16 protein-coding genes are annotated in these 23,400 nt (G+C 72.1%); 10 read left to right on the forward strand and 6 right to left on the reverse strand.

Annotation, left to right across the window (positions count from 1 at the left end):
* The first annotated feature begins 162 nt into the window (after positions 1 to 162).
* Entirely contained in the window at positions 163 to 504 is a 342-nt protein-coding gene (locus ACGFZQ_RS09450) for a hypothetical protein (protein WP_393839804.1), read from the forward strand.
* 93 nt (positions 505 to 597) lie between these two features.
* On the opposite strand, the gene ACGFZQ_RS09455 is transcribed toward ACGFZQ_RS09450, so the two are convergent.
* A complete protein-coding gene (locus ACGFZQ_RS09455; protein WP_152776632.1) occupies positions 598 to 777 on the reverse strand; it encodes a DUF6104 family protein in 180 nt (59 codons plus the stop codon).
* Between the two features lie 590 nt (positions 778 to 1,367).
* Here ACGFZQ_RS09455 and ACGFZQ_RS09460 point away from each other — a divergent pair.
* The 8 genes from ACGFZQ_RS09460 to fxsT all read left to right on the forward strand — a co-directional run bounded on the left by ACGFZQ_RS09460 (position 1,368) and on the right by fxsT (position 14,737).
* The gene (locus tag ACGFZQ_RS09460) at positions 1,368 to 1,826 is read left to right on the forward strand and encodes a CU044_2847 family protein (RefSeq protein ID WP_393839805.1); all 459 of its coding nucleotides are present in this window, start codon (positions 1,368 to 1,370) and stop codon (positions 1,824 to 1,826) included.
* A complete protein-coding gene (locus ACGFZQ_RS09465; RefSeq protein ID WP_393839806.1) occupies positions 1,823 to 4,027 on the forward strand; it encodes a trypsin-like peptidase domain-containing protein in 2,205 nt (734 codons plus the stop codon). The genes ACGFZQ_RS09460 and ACGFZQ_RS09465 overlap by 4 nt, the downstream gene beginning before the upstream one ends.
* Positions 4,028 to 4,139: 112 nt before the next feature.
* Positions 4,140 to 5,165, forward strand: coding sequence for a MoxR family ATPase (locus ACGFZQ_RS09470; RefSeq protein ID WP_351747321.1), 1,026 nt, complete (start codon positions 4,140 to 4,142; stop codon positions 5,163 to 5,165).
* Between the two features lie 7 nt (positions 5,166 to 5,172).
* A complete protein-coding gene (locus tag ACGFZQ_RS09475) occupies positions 5,173 to 8,700 on the forward strand; it encodes an SAV_2336 N-terminal domain-related protein (RefSeq protein ID WP_393839807.1) in 3,528 nt (1,175 codons plus the stop codon).
* A gap of 38 nt (positions 8,701 to 8,738) precedes the next feature.
* Complete coding sequence (fxsA, locus tag ACGFZQ_RS09480) at positions 8,739 to 8,891, forward strand: FxSxx-COOH cyclophane-containing RiPP peptide (protein ID WP_351747318.1); 153 nt, start codon at positions 8,739 to 8,741, stop codon at positions 8,889 to 8,891.
* 168 nt (positions 8,892 to 9,059) lie between these two features.
* Positions 9,060 to 10,214 (forward strand): FxsB family cyclophane-forming radical SAM/SPASM peptide maturase, encoded by a 1,155-nt coding sequence (locus ACGFZQ_RS09485; protein ID WP_393839808.1) that lies wholly within the window; start codon positions 9,060 to 9,062, stop codon positions 10,212 to 10,214.
* Positions 10,214 to 11,608 (forward strand): aKG-HExxH-type peptide beta-hydroxylase, encoded by a 1,395-nt coding sequence (locus tag ACGFZQ_RS09490; RefSeq protein ID WP_393839887.1) that lies wholly within the window; start codon positions 10,214 to 10,216, stop codon positions 11,606 to 11,608. Before ACGFZQ_RS09485 ends, ACGFZQ_RS09490 begins: the two co-directional genes overlap by 1 nt.
* A 126-nt stretch (positions 11,609 to 11,734) precedes the next feature.
* Positions 11,735 to 14,737 carry an FxSxx-COOH system tetratricopeptide repeat protein gene (gene fxsT, locus ACGFZQ_RS09495; RefSeq protein WP_393839809.1) on the forward strand — a complete coding sequence of 1,001 codons (3,003 nt, stop codon included), beginning with the start codon at positions 11,735 to 11,737 and terminating at the stop codon, positions 14,735 to 14,737.
* A gap of 71 nt (positions 14,738 to 14,808) precedes the next feature.
* Here the strand turns inward: fxsT and ACGFZQ_RS09500 are convergent, their stop codons facing one another.
* The 4 genes from ACGFZQ_RS09500 to ACGFZQ_RS09515 all read right to left on the reverse strand — a co-directional run bounded on the left by ACGFZQ_RS09500 (position 14,809) and on the right by ACGFZQ_RS09515 (position 21,681).
* Positions 14,809 to 18,684 carry a multifunctional oxoglutarate decarboxylase/oxoglutarate dehydrogenase thiamine pyrophosphate-binding subunit/dihydrolipoyllysine-residue succinyltransferase subunit gene (locus ACGFZQ_RS09500; RefSeq protein WP_393839810.1) on the reverse strand — a complete coding sequence of 1,292 codons (3,876 nt, stop codon included), beginning with the start codon at positions 18,682 to 18,684 and terminating at the stop codon, positions 14,809 to 14,811.
* A gap of 350 nt (positions 18,685 to 19,034) precedes the next feature.
* Complete coding sequence (locus ACGFZQ_RS09505; RefSeq protein ID WP_351747302.1) at positions 19,035 to 20,126, reverse strand: HAMP domain-containing sensor histidine kinase; 1,092 nt, start codon at positions 20,124 to 20,126, stop codon at positions 19,035 to 19,037.
* Positions 20,123 to 20,863 (reverse strand): response regulator transcription factor, encoded by a 741-nt coding sequence (locus ACGFZQ_RS09510; RefSeq protein WP_351747300.1) that lies wholly within the window; start codon positions 20,861 to 20,863, stop codon positions 20,123 to 20,125. Before ACGFZQ_RS09510 ends, ACGFZQ_RS09505 begins: the two co-directional genes overlap by 4 nt.
* 110 nt (positions 20,864 to 20,973) lie before the next feature.
* On the reverse strand, positions 20,974 to 21,681 hold the full coding sequence (locus tag ACGFZQ_RS09515) for a spermidine synthase (protein WP_393839811.1): 708 nt from the start codon (positions 21,679 to 21,681) through the stop codon (positions 20,974 to 20,976).
* A 257-nt stretch (positions 21,682 to 21,938) separates the two neighbouring features.
* Here ACGFZQ_RS09515 and ACGFZQ_RS09520 point away from each other — a divergent pair, with 257 nt between their 5' ends.
* Positions 21,939 to 22,769 (forward strand): rhomboid-like protein, encoded by an 831-nt coding sequence (locus tag ACGFZQ_RS09520; protein ID WP_393839812.1) that lies wholly within the window; start codon positions 21,939 to 21,941, stop codon positions 22,767 to 22,769.
* On the opposite strand, the gene ACGFZQ_RS09525 is transcribed toward ACGFZQ_RS09520, so the two are convergent.
* A complete protein-coding gene (locus tag ACGFZQ_RS09525) occupies positions 22,739 to 23,395 on the reverse strand; it encodes an ATP-binding cassette domain-containing protein (RefSeq protein ID WP_393839813.1) in 657 nt (218 codons plus the stop codon). The two genes, ACGFZQ_RS09520 and ACGFZQ_RS09525, sit on opposite strands and share 31 nt — an antisense overlap.
* Between the last annotated feature and the right edge of the window lie 5 nt (positions 23,396 to 23,400).

The raw sequence follows: 23,400 nt of genomic DNA on the forward strand, positions 1-23,400 counted from the left end.
CTGTAAACACGATATATCGTGGCTGTCGGAAGTCAAGACACCCTTTGGGGTGGCCGATTGGGCTTGGACTTGACGTCGGGGAGGTGTGGGCGGGTCGCAAGCCGGGCCGTGCGAGGGGCCGCATATCGGGCGGCAAGTGGATGAATTGCTTAGCGTGTATCCATGCCGACGGACGAATCCAAGGCCGTCTCCCGGCCTCAGCCCAAGCCCTGGCCCCAGCCCCAGCTCCGGTCCCAGTCCCAGTCCCAGCCCCGGTCCAGGCGCTGGTCCCCGGAGGCCGACACGCGCGCGCGTGTGCGCGGGCTGCTTGCGGTCCTCACGTGTGTGGCCGAGGGCGGGATGCCCAGGGCCCGTCGGCTGGCCCTGGCCGAGGTGGCGGTGGGGGTGCCGGCCGCCGCGTGGGGGGTGCGGCGGCGCAGTGTGAGGTGGGCCGTGGTGGGGACGGTGCTGATGGTGCACGGGGCGCTGGAGCTGTCGTACGAGACGGTGTTCCCGCGGGACTGAGGGACCCCGGGGCTCAGGTCCGTACTGCGGCTGCGGCTGCGGCTGTGGGCCGGTGGGGCTGGTCGCGCGGTTCCCCGCGCCCTGACCGGGCGCCTACTCCTCGTCCTCGTCGTCCAGCCGCGCCAGCCACGTCGCCAGGCGCTCCACCGGGACCTCGAAGTCGGGGTTCAGGTCGACGAACGTGCGGAGCTGTTCCGCGAGCCACTCGAAGGTGATCTCTTCCTCGCCGCGCCGCTTCTCCAGTTCCTCGATGCCGCGGTCGGTGAAGTACATGGGTCGGTCTCCTGCGTAGGTACGGGTGTGCGTGGGATTGCTGGGCCAGCGTAGGTACGGGTGCTGGGGTTGCTGGATACCAGCGTAGGGCGGCCCGCCGGTGCACGGGGGCGCCCAGGGGGCCGGAGCAGAGGGCGCGGAGTGACGGACCGGCACGGCGGGTGCGCATCCGGCGGCTGGGAGCCGGCCCGTCATGCGTGCCGGGTCCCTGCCCGGTCTGGTGCGCCCCTCTGCGCGCACAGGGGTGCACCCGATCGCCTGTGCTGCGCGCCGGGGCGGCGCGGGCCCGTCGTCTTCAAACGGCCCACCCCCGGCCGCGGCCGTGACCGAGGCTGGGGCCGTCATGCCCCGGCCGGGGTCGATGTCCCGCCGGGGCAACCCTGTGGGCGTCGGGAGCGCACCGCCGCGGCCGGGGTGACGACTGTGGGTCCCACGGCTTCGGGGCGGCACAGGGGTAGGGCCCGGCTCCCGGGGGAAGGACTCTTTCCCCGTGGATTGAAGCGGCGATGTCTTCCCGTGCGGGAAGGGCGGGAAACCACGAACGATACGGCGTACGGAGCACACGGGGCTCGGGGGAACGGGGGAGCGGAATGGAGCAGGACGCTACGCGGATAGCGCGGGTGCGGTTGCCGGACGGTACGCCGGTATGGGCGCGGATCTCGGGGGCCGAGGAACTGGCCGTGCCGTCGGGGGAGTTGTCGTTCACGGACACCGGCTTCACCGACCGCGTGGAGGCGACCGTCGAGAGTCTGAACTCGCTGGTCGGCGGGGTGGCGCGGTCGCTCGCCGAGCCGTTGCGGGCGGTGCGGCCCGACGAGGTGAGCGTCGAGTTCGGCATCGAGCTGACCGCGAAGGCGGGCAAGGTGGTCGGGCTGCTCGCGGACGGGGAGGCGAAGGCGGCCCTCACGGTCACCCTGACCTGGCGCGGAGACGGCCCGCCCGACCCGGACGCCGGTCCCGACGGCTCCCCGGTCGCTCGCGCGGGCGCATCCGGCGGCGCCCCGGTGCAAGGGGGCGTCCAGGGAGCCGGGGCCGGGGGCGCGGAATGACGGACCGGCACGAGGGGGGCGCGTCCGGCGGCTGGGAGCCGGCCCACCATGCGCTGCGTGAACTCGTGATGGCGGCCACCGTACGCATCCATCGCACAGGTGTCGGGTATGCCCCGGAGGAGTCGGGGGCGTTCCTCGGCAGTGGTTTCTTCATCGCACCGAACTGGGTGCTGACCTGCGCCCATGTGATCGACGGCGGGGAAGGGGGCGAGGTCACGGTGATCTATCAGCCCGGTCCCTTCGAGGAGCCCTGCGCGGTGCCCGGCAAGGTCGCCGCGACCCTCCCGGAGCACGTCGACCGTCCCGTCCCGAGCAGCTGGCCCGCTCCGGACCTGGCGCTCGTGCGGTTGCGCGAGCCGGTGGACCACGACTGTGTCTACGTCTCCGAGCGGCCGATGCCGCACTACACCGAGGGCCGGGTGTTCTACGCCGGCTGGGCGCCCTTCCAGGGCCGGCCGCAGCCGCACGACGGATTCCTGACCGTGCACGGCACCATCGGCGGCTGGTCCACGGGCGCCCAGATGCGCCTCGGGGAGAACGACCTGCCGCTCGGCGTCTCCGGCGGGCCGGTGATCGACCCGGTGCGCGGCGAGGTCGTCGGCGTGCTCAAGTCACGCGCGGACCACGGATCGGGCGGCACCTCGATCGGGATCGAGCGGCTGCGCACCCTGCCGACGGCGCCGGGCGACCGGCGGCACGACCTGTACCGGCACGGGCTGCGCCACCACGACCCGTACCAGCACGACCTCTACCAGGCCGTCTGCCACGCCCACGACCGCTACCACCGTGACCGCCAGCAGCCCACCGACGACGGGCGCCCCACCTGGACCGACCTCCAGGCCGAACTCGGGGCCCGGCCGGGCCGCACCCTGAGCCCGGACGAGCGGGCGGAACTGCTCGGCCGGCTCGCCGACCTGCCGCCGCCGGACAGCACCCGTGGCCTGCTCGACATCCTCCAGTCGCTGCCGAACTTCCGGCTGCCGACCCTGTCGCCCGCGCCGCGCGGCTGGCGTGACGGCCTCGGCGCGCTGTACGAGAACGTGCGCAACGACGGCGCGCTCCGGCTGGTCGCCGAGTACGCGATGCGGGTCATGACCGCCGAGCGCCCGGTCACACCCTTCGTGCTCGACGCCGAACAGGCCCTGTGGGAGTGGATCAAGCAGGCCGCGACCCGGCTGGACAGCGACTACCGCAGCGAGCTGGCCCGCAGGCGCACCCAGCACCTCGGCGACCGGCTGCGCGAGCGGACCGGCCGCGACCGCGGCGAGCACCGGACCGGGGGCGCGGCGGGGGAGCAGGGCCGGGAGCACCCGCAGGGCACCGCGCACGACCAGTCCGTCCTGCTCGAAGTGGACCATCTGGCCTGGAACCGCGGCTACTGCGACTGGTCGGTCGCGGTGGTGCGGGCCGACGGCGGGACGACCCGGCTGGACGACGGGCAGGGCGCCCCGCTCGCCGACCTCGCCGCCCGGGTCGCGGATCCGCTCGCCGAGGCCTTCCGCCGCTGTGACGAGCCCGGCCGGCCGGTCCCGCTGCACGCCGCCCTGCCGCATCTGCTGCTCGACCTCCCGGTGGACGAGTGGCGGCTGCGGCCCGGCGCCGACCCGTTGGGCGTCGAACGGCCGGTCCTGGTCCGCTGCAAGGACCGCGACCAGCTGCCGGGGGAGGAGGACGGCTGGTACGGCGACGGACTCCCCGGCGACGGACTCCCCGGCGACGACGAGGAGTCCGACCGCCGCGACCGCTGGCACCGGGTGCACGAAGGGCGCGAGCGGGCCGAGAACCGGGCCAGGGCCGAGATACTGGACTGCGACGACGCGGTGCGCCGGCCCGTGTCCGACGTGGCCGTGCTGCGCGGCCTCGCGCCCGGGACCGTCCCGGTGCTGTGCCGGCAGGGCGACCAGCGTTACCCGGACGACCCCACCGCACTCGGCCGGATCGTCCGGGCGGGGTACGGGGTGGTGCTGTGGCGCCGCTGGAGCCGCCAGACCGACTCCGTGTGCGGTGAGTTCCACCGGGGCGCCAGGATGACCGTCTACGACGTGGACGGCGCCTGGGAGCTGCCCGAATCGGTGCACAGGTTGCGCAAACAGGTGCGCGAGGGGCTCACGGAGGCGTTCTGGGCCAAGGACATCGCTCTCCTGTACGACGACCCGCACCAACCCCTGCCCGGTACGGGTGACCTGCTCCAGGCGCCGTGAACTCGCGCGCCCTGTGTGAGGCCCTTACGGGGTCTCCTGAAGGTCGATAACGTGATGCACGTTCGATGGCTGCCGTGGGGACCGGACGGACGAGTGACGACGAGGACCGGACATGACCGAATCCAGTGAGTGGCTCATCTACCGAGGCGCCGGCGAACCCCACGACGGCATGACCAGGCTGCCCCCGCCGCCCCCTTGGCGGGACTTCACCGGCCGGACCGCCGAGGGTGGCGGCGGCGACGGCTCCCGGGACCGCAGGCTCGGCGCCAACCGGCATATGGCCGAGCTGCACCGGCCGGGCGCCGAGGAGCTGGAGATGATCAACGCGGCGCTGTATCTGCGCCGCCCGCTTCTCGTCACCGGCAGCCCCGGCGCGGGCAAGAGCACCCTGGCGCACTCGGTGGCGTACGAACTCGGTCTGGGCGACGTCCTGCGCTGGTCCATCGTCAGCCGCTCCGCGCTCCAGGACGGCCTCTACCACTACGACGCCATCGCCCGGCTCCAGGACGTGCAGATCGCCGCTCAGGGCGGGTACGGCGCGGCCGGCGGCACCCCGGGTGCGGTGGAGGCGATCGGCAGCTACATCCGGCTGGGCCCGCTCGGCACGGCCCTGCTCCCCTCCGACACCCCGCGCGTGCTGCTGATCGACGAGCTGGACAAGAGCGACATCGACCTGCCCAACGATCTGCTGAACGTGCTGGAGGAAGGGGAGTTCGAGATACCCGAGCTGCAGCGGATCGCCGACCGGCTGCCGGACGGCGAGGCCGAGGTGCTCACCGCCGACGGCACGAAGGTCCGGGTCCGGGACGGCCGGGTGCGCTGCCGGGCCTTCCCGTTCGTGGTGCTCACCAGCAACGGCGAGCGGGACTTCCCGGCCCCGCTGATGCGCCGTTGCATCCACCTCGAACTGGACCGCCCCGACCACAACCGCCTCGCCACCTTCGTCCGCGCCCACCTCGGCGACGAGGCGGCCCGCGCGGGCGACGACCTGATCAGCCGCTTCCTGGAACGCTCCCGCAGTGAACTCCTCGCCGCCGACCAGTTGCTGAACGCCATCTACCTCACCGACGCGGCCGCCCCGCCCAGCCGCGACCGCCTCGCCGAGCTGCTCATCCAGCGACTCGACCGCCCGAGGTGAGGCGCTGATGCCGGACGCAGCGCCGCGACACGGCTCTCTGCCACCCGACCCGGACCGGGCACCGGGCGAGCCCGGACTGCCCCCCGGCGACCCGGCGGGGGACCGCTGCGACCCCTCCGGCGGGCCCGAGGCGGCCGCGAGGGCCGACGGGGACCCCGGGCGGGGCGGCCCCGGCGCTGTCGCCGGCGGCCCGGAGCCGGGCGGCGTCGCCGACGGCGATCCGGTGGCCGAACTCGTCCGCAGGCTGCGCGAGGTCGGGCTCGACCCGGACACCGAGGGGCTGAGCGACGCCCTGTGGCTGGCCCGATGGGCGCGGCCCGCCGTCGAGGCGGCGGAGGAGCAGGTGGTCCCCGGGCCCGGTGGCCGCCTGCCGAAGGGGAGCGTCGCACCGCCGAAGGACCCGCAGGATGACCCCTCGGCCACGGGTGGCGCGCGCCGGCCGCCGCGGCCGGCGCCGGTCGCCTCCGAGGCCGGCGGAGCCGACCGCCGTGCCTCCCTGTACCCCGTACCGCAGCAGCACGGCGCCGGGCACGGCCGGGCCGCCGGCCGGATCGCCGGGCTGCCGGTCGGCGTACCCGCCGCCCCCGCGCTGCCCGCGCCACTCGAACTCCAGCGCGCTTTACGGCCGTTGCAGGCCTACCGCAGCGCCGCACCGCCCCTGCGCACCGAACTGGACGAGACGCGGACCGCCGAGCACAGCGCACGCGCGGGCGGTCTGATCCTGCCCGTGTACCGCGCGGTGACCCGGGGCGACGCCCGGCTCCAACTGGTCCTGGAGGCCTCCCCCTCGATGCGGGTCTGGGACCGGATGTTCACCGAACTGGTCCAGGTCTTCGGCCAGTTGGGCGCCTTCCGGGACATCCAGATCAGTCATCTGCACACCGGCCCCGACGGCGAGCCGGCGGTCAGCCGCAGCGCGGACGTGCGCACGGCACCGCTGCACACCGCGGACCGCCTCAGCGACCCGACCGGGCGCCGGATCACCGTCCTGATCAGCGACTGCGCCGGACCGCTGTGGCACAGCGGCCGCGCCCACCGGCTGCTGCACCACCTCTCCCGGCAGGCCCCGGTCGCGGTGCTCCAGCCGCTGCCGCAGCGGATGTGGAGCCGCACCCGGCTGCCCGTCACCTACGGCGAGCTGAGCCGCGGCGAGACACTGGGCGGCGCCACCGCGCTGCGCGTGCGCACCCCGGCCGGTACCCCGTCGGGCGGGCCACGGGGCGCCGTACCGGTGCCGGTGCTGCCACCCGAGCCCGTGGCGCTCGGCGCGTGGGCGAGGCTGCTGTCCGGCGTCGGTGCCGGGCCGGTGGCGGGCGCGGTGGGCTGGGTGCGCGTCGACCAGCCGCCCGCGCAGGCGGTACGCGCCGGGCGCCCGCCGTCGCCGATCGAGCGGGTCAGCAGGTTCCAGTCCGCCGCCTCCCCGAGCGCCGGCCGGCTCGCCGTCTACCTGGCCGCCGCCCCGCTCAGCCTCCCGGTGATGCAACTGGTCCAGCGGACCATGCTGCCCGACTCCGGCCCCTCCGAACTCGCCGAGGTGCTGCTCGGCGGCCTGGTCACCCGGGCCCGCGAGGAGTACGTCGATCAGAACGATCAAAACGATCAAAACACGGACGGCACCCAGTGGTACGAGATGGCCCCCGAGATCCAGGAGGCGCTGCTCTCCGCGCTCGGCCGCGACGAGGCCCTGCTCGTCCTCAAGCACTGCTCCGAGTACATCGAGCAGCACTTCGGCAAGGGCGGCCCCAACTTCCCGGCCCTCGCCCTCGCCCAGCTGGGTGACGGCGGCTCCGGGCGGCCGTACACCCCGCCGGGGACCGGCTACCCGGCGCGCAACGGCGACAACGGCGACGCGACCCTGGTCCCGCAGCCCTTCGCCGAGGTCGCCGCCCGCGTACTGGAGCGCTTCATGCCGCTGCCCGAGCAGTTCCGCCTGTACGGCGCCCGCGACACCGCCGTACGGCCGGGCGAACACCGCACCCACCAGGCGGTCGACCGGGCCCGCGCCCTGCTCGCCCGGTTCGACACCGAGGGCATGGTGCAGGACCTGATCGACGCCGTGCAGCTGCTGCGCGGGGCCACCGGGCACGAGGAGCCGGTGGGCGCGGACCCGGAGCTGTGGGCCGAGTACGCGCACTGCACCCTGCGCCTGTGGGAGGTACAGGGCGGCGCCGAGCTGCTGCACGAGGCCGAGGAGGCGGCGGAGCGGGCCGTGGCCCACCCGCACGCCCGGCGTGAACGGGCCGTCCTGGCCCAGGTGTTGCGGGCCGCCGCCACCGACCGCAGGCGGCACGGCGACCGTTCGGGCGCCCTCGACCTGCTGCGCCGCGCGGACCGGGAGTACGCGGTGGCCTGCGGCGCCCCCGACCTCGATCAGCGGGAGGCGCTGCGGCTCACGCTGGAGCGGGTCGGTGCGCTGGAGGCGCAGTGGAGCCTCGGCGGCGACAGCGCGCTGCTGCAGAGCGCGGTCGGCATGCTGGAGGCGTTCGCCGACGCCTGGCCGGACCGCCGGCACCGCCCGCCCGAACTGCCGCGCGCGCACGGCCGGATCCTGCTGCGCCTGTCCGGGGCGACGACCGACCCCGAGCAGGCCCGCGGCTACGCGGAACAGGCGTCCAGGTCGCTGCGCGATGCCCTGGAGGCCGCCCCCGAGGCCCCGGACCGGGTCAGGGTACGGCTCGACCTGGTGGACGCCCTGTTGTGCGCGGGCGCCTCCCTGGACGAGGCCCAGGACCTGCTCGACGAGGCGCTGGCGGTCACCCGGAAGCGCGGCCAGCGGTCCGCCCTGCATCTGCGGGCCGGGCGCGTCCGGGTCGCCCGGTACGCGGAGACCGGCGATCCGCGCGAACTCCAGGACGCGGCCAACGCGTTCGCGAGCGCGGCGGCGGAGATGCCGCGGGACGACCCGGCGTACTCCCAGGTCCTCGCCGAGTGGGGCGAGGCGCTGCTGCGCCGGGCGGACTCGGAGACCGGCGACCGTGCGTGGGCGCCGCTGTCGCAGGCGATCCGGGTGCTGCGGGACTGCCGCCGGGAGACCTCCACGGGGAACCGGGAGCTCGGCCTCCGGCTGCTGTTGCTCGGCCGTGCCCTGATCCTCCGCTACCGGCTGCGCGGCGACCGCGTGGATCTCCGCGAGGCGGAGTACCTCTTCGGGCTCGCGGCGACCGCCACGGACGGCCCGCTGCTGGCCGCCCGCTGCCGCCTGGAGCTGGGGCAGGCGCAGTACGAGGCCTACCGCAGCCTCGGCCGCCCGACCAGGCTCGACGAGGCGGTGGACGCCTTCCGCCTCGCCGCCGAGTCGGCCCGCGAGGCGGAGGCGGAGGCCCGTACCGAGCGCCGCCGCCAGGAAGCGGTGGTGCTGGGCGCGCAGGCCCACCACTGGCGGGGTATGTCCTACGAGGCGGCCGCACGCCCACGGGCCGCCCGCGAGGCCTACCGGGCCGCCCGCGCGGAGTGGTCGCGGCTGCCGGAGGGCACGCTGGGCACGGGGGAGCCGACGGCCGACGACACGGCGGAGCGGCTGGCGGAACTGGAGTGAACGCGCCACAGAGCGGCCGAGAGGAGAGGAACGGGGACATGACGGACGAGCCGTTGCCGGAACTGCTGGACCTGGACCTGGAGGAGCTGAGGACCCTTCAGCACCCGGTCCTGCACGAGGTGCTGGAGGGGCTGCGCGAGCGGGCGGAGCGGCCGAGCGAGATGCTCTGGGGCTTCAACAACGCGATGTGAGCCACCGGAAGGGTGTGTTGTGAGCCACATGGCGCTGTGGAAGGCGGTCACGTTCGGTCAAATAGATTCAGAAAAGGGCGACTTCGATCGCATCGGGTTTGCGTCCGGTCTCCGACCGGGAATGCGCCCTGATACGGGTGGAACGGCGTACGGCATGGGGGTGCTGGATTGGCTACGACCGGTCACCCCTTCCGCCAGTTCGTCGTGAAGGTGCACGGCCGCTGCAACCTGGCCTGCACCTACTGCTACCTCTACGAGGGCCCCGACCGCACCTGGCGCACCCGCCCGGCCGCCGCCCCGCCCGCCGTCCTGGACCGCACCGCCGACCGCATAGCCGAGCATGCCCGCACCCACGGCCTGACCACGGTCTCCCTGGTCCTGCACGGCGGAGAACCCCTGCTGGCGGGCGCCGACACCCTGGCCCGCTTCACCGACGCCGTACGCGCACGCGTGCCCGCCGACTGCGCGGTCCGCCCCACCGTCCAGACCAACGCCACCCTCCTGACCGAGGCCCGGCTCACGGTCCTGGCCCGGCACGGCATCCGGATCGGCATCAGCCTCGACGGCGGCCGCCCCGAGCACAACGCGCGTCGCGTCGACCACGCGGGCCGCCCGTCCTGGCCGGCCGCGGCACGCGGTGCGCGCCTGGTCGCCGACCGCTTCCCGGAGTCGTACGCGGGCATCCTGACCGTCGTGGACCCCCTGCTGGACCCGGTGGAGACGTACGACTCCCTGCTCGAACTCCGCCCACCCGCCGTGGACCTGCTGCTGCCGCACGGCAACTGGTCCGCGCCGCCGCCGCATCGGTCCGGAGTCCGGTACGGCGACTGGCTGTGCGCCGTCTTCGACCGTTGGTGGTCGGCCGGGCAACGGGCGACCCGGATAAGGCTGTTCGAGGAGTGTCTGGCCCTGTTGCTGGGGTTGCCGGCGGCCACCGAATCCCTCGGACTGGCCCCCTTCGACGCTCTCGTGGTGGAGACGGACGGGTCGATCGAACAGGTCGACTCGCTGAAGTCGGCGTACGAGGGCGCCGCACGGACCGGTCTGGACGTCTTCCGGCACGATTTCGACGAGGCGTTACGGCACCCCGGGGTCGCCGCACGGCAGGCGGGCGCGGCGGCCCTCGCCGACGACTGCCGGTCCTGCCCGCTGCTGTCGGTGTGCGGCGGCGGCCACTACGCGCACCGCTACCGGGCCGGGCACGGCTTCCGCAATCCCTCGGTGTACTGCGCCGACCTGGAGCGTTTCATCCGGCATGTGGCCGGCCGGCTCGCCGCGGACGCGGTGCCCGCGCCGGCCTCCTGTGAAGGGGGAACCCGGTGATACTCCCCGCGGTCCCGGACCGGTTCCTCGCCGAACTCGCACGCACCGGGGGCGAACCAGACACGCTCTCTCTGCTGAACCGGGACCAGGACACCCGGCGGCTGATTCTGCTGCGGGCGGTGCTGGACGCGGCGGAGGAGGCGGATCCGGCGCTCTGCTCTCCGGCGGCGAAGGCGAGGCTGAGGGAGGACTGGGCCCTGCTGACGGCGGCGGACCGGGCCGCTGTCCCCGACTCCCCGGCGCGGACCAGGCTCAGCTATCCGCTGCTCGGCCCCTGGGCTCGGCGCTGCCTGACCGGCCTCGACCCGCGCACGTCTCCCCCGTCGGACGAACGGCGCCGCGAACTCGCCCTCGATCTCTCCTACTTCAGCGCGGTGGCGGCGGTGGCGGCGGCCCGCGCCGGAATCCCGTTCACCACGGAACTGACGGCCCGCGACGGCATCCTGGTACTCCCGTCGCTGGGTGCTCTGAGGTCGGCGGAGCGGGGTGACACGCGGGTTCGAGTGAAGTACGAGCAGGCCCGCATGACGCTCGATCAGGTGACCGTGTTTCTGGAGAACGACAGCGGTGCATGGTCCGGCTCACTCGCCTGGACGTCGGCGTACACGCTCTCGGGCCTGGTTCCCGGCGCCGCCCCCATGCCCCTCGACGACCTCGACCCCTACCGCGTACCGCCCCGCGAACCCGATCACTACGCGCTCAGCGGGCCGGCGGGCCCGGACGAGGCCGAACGCAAGCGGTGGCTGCAGAGCTGGTCCGGCACGGCCGCCGCACTCCGCACGGGCGGCGAGGGGCGGCTCACGGAGGCGCTGGCGCTGCTGCGCTGTCTGGTCCCGCTGGAGATGCCGCCGGGGGCGGGCGGCCGGGGCAGTTGCAGCGGTACCCGGCGGGAGGCGTTCGGGGCGTTGCTCAGCAGTGCTCCCGCGACCCCGGTCGCCTTCGCGGCGACCCTCGTCCATGAGCTCCAGCACACCAAACTGGCGGCGCTGAGCGAGATGGTGGAGCTGCACCGGGCGGGGCCGGCGGCCCGGTACTTCGCGCCCTGGCGTCCGGACCCGAGGCCGTACGACGGATTGTTGCAGGGCGCGTATTCCCATCTGGCCCTGGCGGACTTCTTCCAGCGCCGCGCGCTCACCGTGGAGCCGGCGCGGAGTGAGGGCGCGTGGGCGCAGTACGCGCGCTACCACGCCCAGGTCGGGGCCGCGCTGCCCGCGCTGGCCGCCTCTTCGGACCTCACGGTGGTGGGCCGGCGGTTCGTGGACGAGATGGCCGTCGCCCATGAACGGCTTGCCGCGCGTCCCGCGCCCCGGGGGCACACGGCGCGCGCGCAGGCGTACGTGAAGGCGGTGCGCGCGCTGTGGACGCAGCGTCAGCCCCGCACCGAATCGCTCTGAAATGACGACTTCTCAGGCCGCCCTGCGCAAAGATCGACGAGCCGAGGTGTCGGTTTCGAAGTCGCCGGACTCCCCATAGCCGCACCGAGGTTCTAGGATTTTAAGACTACGCGTGGAGGCCGTCGCATGTCTGAAACTCGTACGCCGGTCAGGTCGACCGAGAGGGGGGCCGCGAGGCAGACCGTCACGATCAGCTTCGCCGGGTTCAACCGGGCCTGGGCGGCGTGGATCGGGGACAGGCTGGAGCGGCGGGGCGTGCGGGTCGTCTATGTGCGCTGGGACGCGCCGGCGGAGGAGACCCTGGTCGACCTTCTGCGCGGCCTCGCGCTCGCGGAGGGCCGCATTCTCATCCTGGTCAGTGAGTGGTACTTCCAACTCGGCCCCCGGACCTTCGAGGAGTGGAACGCGGCGCTGCGCGAGGTGGTAGGACCGGATCCCGCCAAGTTCGCAGCCGTCTCCGTCACCAATACGCAGGTGCCCGCGGCGATCGCCGTGCTGGGTGCGGTCGACCTGACCAACATGGGGGCCGACGAGGCGGAGCGCCGTCTGCTGGACCGGCTGGACCTGCCGACCGATGTCCGGCCGGGGGCGGACGGCGCCCGTGGCCCGCGGTTCCCGGCCGCGTTGCCCGAAGTGTGGGGCGGCGTACCGCGCCGCAACACGCGTTTCACGGGGCGCGAACCAGTGCTGAACGACGCCTATCACCTGCTCCAGGGCAGTGAGCCGGGCGCGGGCGTGCTGACGCTGCACGGCATGCCGGGGGTGGGCAAGACCCAGATGGCGGCCGAGTACGTCTATCGGTTCGGTTCCGAGTACGACGTGGTGTGGTGGGTCAACGCGGAGAGCAGGGTCACCTATCGCCGCGTGCTGGCCGAACTCTCCACCAGGCTCGGTCTCTCCACGGGTGACGAATACGGAGAGCGGCTGCGCGCGGTCCGTGACTCGCTGCGGCGGGGCAATCCGTACTCGCGCTGGCTGTTGATCCTGGACGGCGCGGACGAGCCCGAGCAGATCTGGGACCTGGTCCCGACCGGCCCGGGACATGTGATCATCACCTCCCGCAATCCGGAGTGGGGCGAGCACAACAGCAAGCTGGTGGAGGTGAATGTCTACGACCGTGACGAGTCGGTGGCCTTCATCAGGCGGCGTGCACCCCGGCTGACCGAGCCGGAAGCCGACCAGCTCGCCGAGGCGCTGGAGGACCTACCCCTGCTGCTGGACCAGACGGCGGGCTGGCTCAACGACTCCGACCTCTCCGTCGACGACTACATCGCCCTGCTGGAGGACGGCGTCGACCCCGACGTCGTCAAGGTGTCGGCGGACTTCCCGCTGGCCTTCCAGACCGCGTGGGCGATACTGCTGAACAAGCTGCGCGAGACCGTTCCCGAGTCGGTCGACCTGCTCCGCCTGTGCACGTTCTTCGCGCCGGGCTTCATCCCCGTACGCATGTTGCGGGAGATGTCGAAGGACGACCTGCCGGAGCAGCTGATCAGGCTGTTCGACGATCCGCTGCTGTGGAACAAGGCGATCAACCAGCTGCGGCAGTATTCCGTGGTCCGGCTGGAGTCCCACGAGGCCGGTTCGGAGGAGATCCCCTCTCCCGGTGAAGCGGTGTACCTGCACCGGATGGTCCACCAGATCGTCGGCAAGGACATGCCGGAGGAGAGCCGGCGGGAGTTCATCGACGTGGTGCGGCGCGCGCTGGCCGAGGCCGACCCCGGCCGTCCCACCGACACCCGTAACTGGGAGGCGTACGCGGAGCTCGTGCCGCACCTGAAGTACGCCGACGTCCTCAACAGCACGGACCGCAAAGTGCAGAACCTGGTCCTCAACTGCCTGCGGTACATGTGGTGGGCAGGGGAGTACACCTCGGGCTGGAAACTCGGCAGGCGGACCGTCAACGCCTGGCGTGAGCTGCTGGGCGAGACGGATCCGCGGGTGTGGGAGGCCACGCACCACTACGCCAACCTGCTGCGGTCGGCGGGCCGGTTCGAGGAGACCGAAGCGATCGACCGGGAAGCCATGGAGCACCTGCGCGGGGGCGGGGAGCGGTCCCTGGAGTATCTTCGGGCGGCCAACGGGCTGGGCGCCGACCTTCGTGAACTGGCCCGCTACGACGAGGCCCTCGAACTGGACGACCGGCTGTACCCGGCCTACCGGGACCTCCTGGGCGAGCAGGATTCCCGGACCCTCAACGCCCTGAACAACAAGGGGTACACGCTGCGGCTCATGGGCCGGTACGAGGAGGCCATGAACGCCGACCGGCAGACCCTGGATACACGCCGCCTCGTGCTGACGGGCCGTCACCTCATGACCCTCTTCTCCGAGGTGTCCTACTCCATCGACCTCAGGCTGCTGGGCCGCTACGCGGAGGCCGAGTCCATCCATCTGCGGAACATCCGCGACTACCAGAAAGTCGGTGGCCTGGCCAGTCCGGACGCGTTGCGGGCCCAGCTCAACCTGGCGCTCTGCCAGCTGCGCGGCGGGGACCGGGTGGCGGCAGGGGCGCTGCTCATCCAGGTGCTGGAGGGGTACGAGCGGAAACTGGGCGAGAACCACCTCCGTACCCTGTCCGCCGCCGTCAGCCACAGCTGCTTCAACCGGGAGCACGGTGACATCGACCTGGCCCGCGAGACCAGCGAGTCCATCCTGACCCGCTACGAGCAACTGCTGGCGGAGGGACACCCGTTCATCATCGGTGCCCGGGCGAACCAGGCGCTGGTCCTGCGCAACGTCGGTGAGCGCGAGGCCGCACATGTCCTGGTCGAGCAGGCCCTCGCCGACATGACCGGGGCCGTGGGCGAGAACCACCCCTACACCCTCGGCTGCGCCATCAACGCCGCCGCCCTGCGCAACCTGATGGGCGAGACGGAGTCCGCAGCCGAACTCAGCAGGATCACCATCGCCCGGGCCACCGGGACCCTCGGCCGCACCCACCCGCTCACCCTCTCCGCCCGGGTCGCCTACGCGGCCGACCTGCGCGGGCTGCGCGCCCGTCAGCAGGCGGAGAAGACCGAGCAGGAGGCGCTGGCCGACCTGGAGACGACCATGGGCAAGCAGCACGTCCACACCATCTCCGCCCGCGCCCGCAACCGCCCGTACTGGGACTTCGAACCCCAGGCGAGCTGACGCGACACACACGCCGAAGGGCCCGGCCCCCCTGACGGGGACCGGGCCCTTCGGCGTGCTGATCCGGAGGACTACGCCTCGAACACCTCACGCACCAGCTGCTCCTGCTCCGCCTGGTGCCGCTTCGCGGAACCGACGGCCGGGGAGGAGCTGTGCGGGCGCGAGATGCGGCGCAGGCGTTCGCCGGCCGGGATGTCCGCGCCGACCGCCAGGTCCAGGTGGTCGATCAGGTTGAGGGCGATGAACGGCCAGGCACCCTGGTTCGCCGGCTCCTCCTGGGCCCACAGGTACTTCTCGGCGTTCGGGTACTTGTTGACCTCCGCCTGGAGCTCCGCACCCGGCAGCGGGTACAGGCGCTCGACCCGGATGATCGCCGTGTCCGTGACACCGCGCTTCTGCCGCTCGGCCTCCAGGTCGTAGTAGACCTTGCCGGTGCAGAAGACGACCTTGCGGACCGCGTTGGCCTCGACCGACGCGTCGCCGATGACCGGACGGAACTGCCCGCTCGTGAACTCCTCCGCCTTCGAGGCCGCCGCCTTGAGGCGCAGCATCGACTTCGGGGTGAAGACGACCAGCGGCTTGTGGTGCGGGTTGTGCACCTGCCACCGCAGGAGGTGGAAGTAGTTCGACGGGAGGGTCGGCATCGCGACCGTCATGTTGTTCTGCGCGCACAGCTGGAGGTAGCGCTCGATCCGGGCCGAGGAGTGGTCCGGGCCCTGGCCCTCGTAGCCGTGCGGGAGCAGCAGCGTGACGCCGGAGGTCTGGCCCCACTTCTGCTCGGCCGCCGAGATGTACTCGTCGATGACCGACTGGGCGCCGTTGGCGAAGTCGCCGAACTGGGCCTCCCACATCACCAGCGCGTCCGGACGGGTGAGCGAGTAGCCGTACTCGAAGCCCATCACCGCGTACTCGGAGAGCAGCGAGTTGTAGACGTTGTAGCGGGCCTGGTCCTCGGACAGGTACAGCAGCGGGGTGTAGTCGGCGCCCGTCTCGCGGTCGATCAGGACCGCGTGGCGCTGGCCGAAGGTGCCGCGCTGGGAGTCCTGGCCGGAGAGCCGGACCGGGGTGCCCTCCATCAGCAGCGAGCCGATGGCGAGGGTCTCGCCCATGCCCCAGTCGATCGTGCCGTCCTCGATCATCGCCGCCCGGCGCTGCAGCTGCGGCAGCAGACGCGGGTGGACGGTGAAGTAGTCCGGGATGTTGACCTGGGACTCGGCGATCCGCTTGAGGACCTCCGTGGAGATCGCCGTCGGGACGGCGATCGGGAAGCCGTCCTGCGGTGCCTGGGCGTCCACGACGGCCGGCTGCGCGGTGGCCTCGCGGACCTCCGTGAAGACCTTCTCCAGCTGGCCCTGGTAGTCCTGCAGGGCCTGCTCGGCCTCTTCCAGGGTGATGTCGCCGCGACCGATCAGGGACTCGGTGTAGAGCTTGCGCACCGAGCGCTTCTTGTCGATCAGGTCGTACATCAGCGGCTGGGTGAAGGCCGGGTTGTCCGACTCGTTGTGACCGCGGCGGCGGTAGCAGATGAGGTCGATCACCACGTCCTTGTTGAACGCCTGACGGAACTCGAAGGCCAGGCGGGCCACGCGGACCACGGCCTCCGGGTCGTCGCCGTTCACGTGGAAGATCGGGGCCTCGATCATCCGGGCCACGTCCGTCGCGTACATGGACGAGCGCGAGGACTCGGGGGCCGCGGTGAAGCCGACCTGGTTGTTGATGACGACGTGGACCGTGCCGCCGGTGCGGTAGCCCCGCAGCTGCGACATGTTCAGGGTCTCGGCCACCACGCCCTGGCCCGCGAAGGCCGCGTCGCCGTGGATCGCCACCGGCAGCACCGTGAAGTCCGTGCCGCCCTTGTTGATGACGTCCTGCTTGGCGCGGGCGATGCCCTCGATGATCGGGTCGACCGTCTCCAGGTGGGACGGGTTGGCGGCCAGCGAGACCTTGATCTGCTCGCCGTCCAGGCCGGTGAAGGTGCCGCCTGCGCCCAGGTGGTACTTGACGTCGCCGGAGCCGTGCATCGACTTCGGGTCGAGGTTGCCCTCGAACTCGCGGAAGATCTGCGCGTACGACTTGCCGACGATGTTGGCGAGCACGTTCAGCCGGCCGCGGTGGGCCATGCCGATGATGATCTCGTCCAGGCGGGACTCGGCGGCCGAGTCCAGCACCGCGTCGAGCAGCGGGATGACGGACTCGCCGCCCTCCAGGGAGAAGCGCTTCTGGCCGACGTACTTCGTCTGCAGGAAGGTCTCGAAGGCCTCCGCCGCGTTCAGCCGGCGCAGGATCCGCAGCTGCTCCTCGCGCTCCATCTTGGAGTGCGGGCGCTCCACGCGGTCCTGGATCCACTTGCGCTGCTTGGGGTCCTGGATGTGCATGAACTCGATGCCGGTGGTACGGCAGTACGAGTCGCGCAGCACGCCGAGGATGTCGCGGAGCTTCATCATCGACTTGCCGGCGAAGCCGCCGACGGCGAAGTCGCGCTCCAGGTCCCACAGGGTGAGGCCGTGCTCGACGATGTCCAGGTCGGGGTGCTTGCGCTGCTTGTACTCCAGGGGGTCGGTGTCGGCCATGACGTGGCCGCGGACCCGGTAGGAGTGGATCAGCTCGAAGACCCGGGCGGCCTTGGTGACGTCGTCGTCGTGCGAGGCGTCGATGTCCTTGAGCCAGCGGACCGGCTCGTAGGGGATCCGCAGGGCCTCGAAGATGTCGTCGTAGAAGCCGTTCTCGCCGAGGAGGTAGTTGGCGACGACGCGCAGGAACTCGCCGGAGGCGGCGCCCTGGATGACCCGGTGGTCGTAGGTCGACGTGAGCGTCATGACCTTCGAGATGCCGAGCTTGTTCAGGGTGTCCTGGCTGGTGCCCTGGAACTCCGCCGGGTAGTCCATGGAGCCGACGCCCATGATGACCGACTGGCCGGGCATCAGACGCGGCACCGAGTGGACCGTGCCGAGGCCGCCCGGGTTGGTCAGGGAGACCGTGACACCGGAGAAGTCGTCCATCGTCAGCTTGCCGTCGCGGGCGCGGCGGACGATGTCCTCGTAGGCCTGCCAGAACTCGAAGAAGTTCAGCGTCTCGGCCTTCTTGATGCCGGCCACGACGAGCTGGCGGTCGCCGTTGGGCTTCACCAGGTCGATGGCCAGGCCGAAGTTGACGTGCGCGGGCTTGACGAGGGTGGGCTTCCCGTCCTTCTCCGCGTAGTGCCAGTTCATCGACGGCATGGCCTTGATGGCCTGCACCATCGCGAAGCCGATCAGGTGCGTGAAGGAGATCTTCCCGCCCCGGGCGCGCTTCAGGTGGTTGTTGATGACGATCCGGTTGTCGAACAGCAGCTTCACCGGGACCGCGCGGACCGAGGTGGCCGTCGGCAGCTCCAGCGAGGCGTTCATGTTCTTCGCCACGGCCGCGGCCGGGCCACGCAGGGTGACCAGCTCGGGACCCTCGGGCGCCGCGGCGGCGGGCGCGGCCTTGGCGGCAGCGGCGGCCGGCTTCGCGACGGCCGGAGCCGGAGCGGCGGCGGGCTTCGCGGGCGCCGATGGGGGTCCCCCCGCGCGAGTGGATTCGAGCGTGGGGGAGGGCGCTGCGGCCTTGGGCGTGGCCGGGGCGGCCGGGGCGGGCGCCGCGGGCGCCTGAGCGGCGGGCGCGGGCGTGGTGGGCGCCGGCGCGGCGGCCGGAGCCGCGGCCTGCTGCGCCTGTGGTTGCGCGGGCGTCGTGGTGCCCGCGGCCCCCGCGGCCGCGGTACCCGCCGGAGCCGAGGCGGCGGGCGCTCCCGGCTTGTAGTCGGCGAAGAAGTCCCACCAGGCTCGGTCTACCGAATTCGGGTCCTGGAGGTACTGCTGATAGATCTCGTCGACGAGCCACTCGTTCGGTCCGAACGCGGCTGCGGGATTCTTGCCCGCTTGGTCTGCGTCGGTCGAGATGCTCGAGTTACTGGGGGACTGTGGCGACACGGCGGCAACCGCCCTCTTCCGCTTCACAAGGTGATGGACAGCGGGAATTAAGGCTACGCCTCCAAGACCGTGAAGGTCAGCTCGGGCCGGTTCATCGTCGTGTAAGTCACATCGGAAACCGTGTTTCGGGGCTTGAAATGGCGGGAAACAAGCGTAGTTCCACTGTGCGAGGACTCAATCGGGCATGGCTCCGCCACGCCGGAGATCACCTCTCCCCGGCCCCCGTCGCGATGTGCGCGGAGGCCGCACCTGATCACACGTGTCCGGCTGCCCGTCAGGCGTGGCCGCCCGTGCGGACCGCAGGTGGATCTTGAGGCTCCGGATTGAACTTTACGTCAACTTGGCACGGATCAAAGCCCCGGGAGGGTGACGATAATCCTGCAGCCCCGGTCGGATTCGGCCACGCCGATCCGGCCGCCGTGCAGATCGACCGCCCACCGGGCGATCGCCAGCCCCAGCCCCGTACCGCCGTCGCTGCCGGGCCCGTGCGGCCGTCGTACGGCTCCCCGGTTGAAGCGCTCGAAGACGCGGTGCCACTCCGAACGCGGAATGCCGGGGCCCTCGTCCAGGACCTCCAGCTCCAGCGACTCCGGCTGCAGGCCGCGCCGCGCCTTCAGGGTCACCCGGCCGTGCGGCGGGCTGTGCTTGACCGCGTTGTCGATGAGGTTCGCCACCACCTGGTGGATGCGCTCCGGGTCGGCGTGCGCGGTCAGCTCCGGCGGGGAGACGTCCAGGTGCAGATGGACGTCGGTACGGGTGTGGCTGCCGGAGTTCGAGGCGAGGCCACGCGCCCCGGCGACCATGTTGGCCTCCTTGAGCACGCCCGAGAGGTACGGCCACACCTCGAAGCGGCGCTGCCGCAGCGGTACGACGCCGTTGTCGAGGCGGGAGAGGTCAAGGAGGGTCTCCACGAGCCGTCCGAGCCGCTCGGTCTGCTTCAGGGCCGTGCGCATGGTCTCGGTGTCCGGCTCGGCGATGCCGTCGACGACGTTCTCCAGGACGGCCCGCAGGCCCGCGATGGGCGTACGCAGCTCGTGCGAGACGTTCGCCACCAGCTCCTTGCGCTGGCGGTCCTGGGCCTCCAGCTCGTCGGCCATGACGTTGATCGTCTCGGCCAGGTCGCCCAGCTCGTCCCGGCGGTTCTCGCGCACCCGGCGGGTGTAGTCGCCCTGCGAGATGGACCGGGCCACCGCGTTCATGTCGTCCAGCGGGGCGGTGAGCGAATGGGCCACGAACTGCGTTATCAGCAGTGTGGCGATCATCGAGAAGACCGTGATGAAGCGCAGCTCCGTCTTGGTGTGCACCGCGATCATCGACAGACCCGTGGTGATCAGGACCGAGACGACGACCAGCGCGCCGAGCTTGGTCTTGATCGAGAACGGGCGTACGGCGCCCCAGGGCTCCTCCCCGGGGCCTCTCGGTCCGGCCGGCCCGGCGCTCATGGCGTCGGTGTCTCCAGCGCGTAGCCCACACCGTGCACGGTGCGGATCCGCTCGGCGCCGATCTTCCGGCGCAGCGCCTTGATGTGGCTGTCGACGGTCCGGGTGCCCGAGGCGTCCGCCCAGTCCCACACCTCGGCGAGCAGCTGCTCACGGGAGAGCACCGCGCGCGGGGTGTTGGCCAGGCACACCAGCAGGTCGAACTCGGTCGGCGTGAGGTGCACGTCCTCGCTGCGCACCCGCACCCGGCGCTGTGCGTGGTCGATCTCCAGCTCGCCGAGGCGCAGGATGCCGGACCGGGGCGTGGAGGCCGCGACGGCCGCCCGCTCCACCCGGCGCAGCAGTACGTGCACCCGCGCCGCCAGCTCCCGCATGGAGAACGGCTTGGTCATGTAGTCGTCGGCGCCGACCCCGAGGCCGACCAGCATGTCGGTCTCGTCGTCGCGCGCGGTGAGCATCAGCACCGGCACCGGCCGCTGGGCCTGCACGCGACGGCAGACCTCCAGACCGTCGAAGCCGGGCAGCATGATGTCGAGGATCAGCAGATCGGGCTGCCAGGCCTCGGCGGTGTCGACGGCGGCCGGCCCGTCGCCCGCCGTTTGCACGAGAAATCCCTCGGCGCGCAGGCGGGCCGCGATGGCGTCGACGATCGTGGGGTCGTCCTCGACGACCAGAACCCGGCGCTGCGCGCCCGGAGTGGCCGTCGCCGTGCCGTTGTGGGAGGTGTGTGTCTGCTCCATCGCCCGCCCCTGTGTGCTTTCCGGAACCAGTGGGGTGATCCCATGACTGCGATTGACGCTTGAATGATCCGCGTCAGGGATGCACATTACGGGGACAGGCGGCGCACTCGCTATCCAGGGCGGACGGCAAGGTGAACGACGTCCGGAACGCCCCGGTCAACCGGGATCTCTTCGGTACGCACCTGTTTGAACCCGGCATTCCACAAGGATTCCTCGAATTCGGAAGAGGGCTGGGCGGACCATACGGCGAGTACCCCGCCCGGCCTCAACACCCTTGCGCAGCTTGCGAGTCCGGCCGCTGAGTAGAGGCTCTCGTTGTCCTCGTCGACGGTCCAGCCGGGCCCGTTGTCGACGTCCAGGCACAGCGCGTCGAATGTGTCGGAAGTCTCATTGACGTACGCGACGAGATCGTCTTCGACGATCGCCGTGCGCGGGTCGGCGAACGCGCCCGCGGACAGGAAGGACAGCGGGCCGTCCCGATGCCAGTCGACGACCGCCGACTCCCGCTCCACGACCGTGATCCGCCCCCAGCGGGGATCCCGCGCGGCGTGCGCGAGCGAGAACCCGACGCCGAGGCCGCCGATCAGCACCGCAGGCTCCGCCCGTCCGTCCAGGGCGTCCCGGGCGGCGTCCACGAGCAGCCGCTCCGAGCGGCCGTCGGAGGTGTCCATCAGGAAGCAGCCGTTGGCGATGATCTGCAGCAGCTCGCCGTGCCGGCGCAGGACCACCTCACCGTACGGCCCCTCGCGCCGGTCCAGGACCACGGGAGGACCGTCGTCCAGGGAAGTCGCGCCCGTCATGTCCGCGAAGTTGGCCATGCCGGCCATCCTGCCCCAACAGGGCTTTTCAGCCACGCGAATTACCGGTGTCGGACGGTCGCACGGGTGTCACTCGTTCGAGGGGCCGCCCGGCGCTTCGCGCCCGCCGGTGGCCTCAGGCGGCTCATATGGTTCCTCCCGACCCCTCGCGGTTCTTCGGAAAATCCTGTGAATCGCTCCCCGCGTGGCCTCGGTCATAGACAGCGACTCGGGGGACGGCGAAGGCTGGTGAGGTGAAACGGAAGGAGCGCCTCACCGTGGAACGGACCGTTGGGGCTGCATCAACGCCCACGCCGCAGCCCTTTCCGGCGGTTCCGGCGGAGCCGCTCCACGGCGTGGAGGTCGCCGTTCTGCTGGACGGTGTGCCTCGGCAGCGTGGCTCGGGCACGGTGCGCGCTCCGAACGTCCCCCGCCCGGTCCTCCGGGTGCGTCCCTGGCGGCTGCTCCCCACCCCCACCGGCACCCCGGTCACCTTCGCCTACACGGCGATCCTCGCCCTGACCTCGCTCTTCGCCGTCTACGCCGGCCCCGGCCTCCTGCACGCCGTCTACCAGGACTCCAGCACCGACGTCGCCCACCTCCTGCGCACACCGGTCTTCGTCCTGCTGGCCAGCGCGCTGTGGGTCGCCGGCGGTCTCATCTCCCCGTACGTCCTCGCCTTCGTGCTCGTCCTGACCGCGCTGGAACGGCGGATAGGGGGCGCCCGGGCGATCCTCGTCTTCCTGGCGGGCCATGTGCTGGCCACCCTCGCCACCGAGGTCCCGGTCGGCCTCGCGGTCCTGGTCGGCCACCTCCCCGACAGCTCCCTGCACCGCCTCGACTACGGCATCAGCTTCGGCGTGGCCGCCAGCATCGGCGCCCTCTCCGGCCTGCTCACCCCCTGGCTGCGCTGGCCCCTGCTCGCCCTGGTCGGCTACAGCCTCCTCACGGACCTCGTCGCCTTCGAGGACCCGATGACCAACTGGGGCCATCTGATCTCGCTGGGCATCGGGACGGCACTCTGGCCGGTGGTACGACGCTGGCGGCGGGAGCGGCACCAGAGCGCCCACGCCCTGCCTCAGGCCCCGGCCGGCACCACCGCCTCGTAACCGCCGGCGGCCTCCAGGGCGTCGAGCGTCCCCCGGAACGCCACCCGCCCGTCGACCAGCGCCGTCACGTCTTCGCAGGCTCCGCGCACGTCCTCCATCAGATGTGTGGAGACCATGACACAGGCCGTGCGGCCGAGTTCACGCACCAGTGCGTGGAAATCGGCACGCTGGCGCGGATCCAGACCCACCGTCGGCTCGTCGAGCAGCAGCAGGGCGGGATTGTTGACGATGGCCTGGGCGATCCCGGCGCGCTGCTTCATCCCGCCGGACAGCGTGCGCAGCCGGTCGGGAAGGCGTTCGCCGAGCCCGACGGCCTCGGCGGCGTGCTCCACGGCGGTGGGGATCCCGGCACCGGGCACTTCCCGCAGCCAGGCCGCGTACGCCAGGAACTCCCGCAGGGTGTGGCCGCCGAACACCCCGAAATCCTGTGGCAGGTATCCGAGCCGACGCCGGATCTCCAGCCGCTGCGCCGGCACCCGGGGATCGCGGTCCAGCAGGGTCACGCTCCCCTCGGTGCACGCCGAGGCGGTGGCCAGCACCCGCAGGAGCGTCGACTTCCCGGCACCGTTCGGCCCCAGCAGGCCGTGCACACCGGGGCCGAGGGAGAGATCGACACCGTCCAGCACGAGCC

It is taken from the genome of Streptomyces sp. NPDC048254 (assembly GCF_043201895.1).
Classification (GTDB): Bacteria; Actinomycetota; Actinomycetes; order Streptomycetales; family Streptomycetaceae; genus Streptomyces.

Excerpts from the sequence above, each read along its gene's own strand:
- ACGFZQ_RS09450 (WP_393839804.1), top strand. The coding sequence starts at position 163 with ATGCCGACGGACGAATCCAAGGCCGTCTCCCGGCCTCAGCCCAAGCCC.
- ACGFZQ_RS09455 (WP_152776632.1), bottom strand. The coding sequence starts at position 777 with ATGTACTTCACCGACCGCGGCATCGAGGAACTGGAGAAGCGGCGCGGC.
- ACGFZQ_RS09460 (WP_393839805.1), top strand. The coding sequence starts at position 1,368 with ATGGAGCAGGACGCTACGCGGATAGCGCGGGTGCGGTTGCCGGACGGT.
- ACGFZQ_RS09465 (WP_393839806.1), top strand. The coding sequence starts at position 1,823 with ATGACGGACCGGCACGAGGGGGGCGCGTCCGGCGGCTGGGAGCCGGCC.
- ACGFZQ_RS09470 (WP_351747321.1), top strand. The coding sequence starts at position 4,140 with ATGACCGAATCCAGTGAGTGGCTCATCTACCGAGGCGCCGGCGAACCC.
- ACGFZQ_RS09475 (WP_393839807.1), top strand. The coding sequence starts at position 5,173 with ATGCCGGACGCAGCGCCGCGACACGGCTCTCTGCCACCCGACCCGGAC.
- fxsA (WP_351747318.1), top strand. The coding sequence starts at position 8,739 with ATGACGGACGAGCCGTTGCCGGAACTGCTGGACCTGGACCTGGAGGAG.
- fxsT (WP_393839809.1), top strand. The coding sequence starts at position 11,735 with ATGTCTGAAACTCGTACGCCGGTCAGGTCGACCGAGAGGGGGGCCGCG.
- ACGFZQ_RS09505 (WP_351747302.1), bottom strand. The coding sequence starts at position 20,126 with ATGAGCGCCGGGCCGGCCGGACCGAGAGGCCCCGGGGAGGAGCCCTGG.
- ACGFZQ_RS09510 (WP_351747300.1), bottom strand. The coding sequence starts at position 20,863 with ATGGAGCAGACACACACCTCCCACAACGGCACGGCGACGGCCACTCCG.
- ACGFZQ_RS09515 (WP_393839811.1), bottom strand. The coding sequence starts at position 21,681 with ATGGCCAACTTCGCGGACATGACGGGCGCGACTTCCCTGGACGACGGT.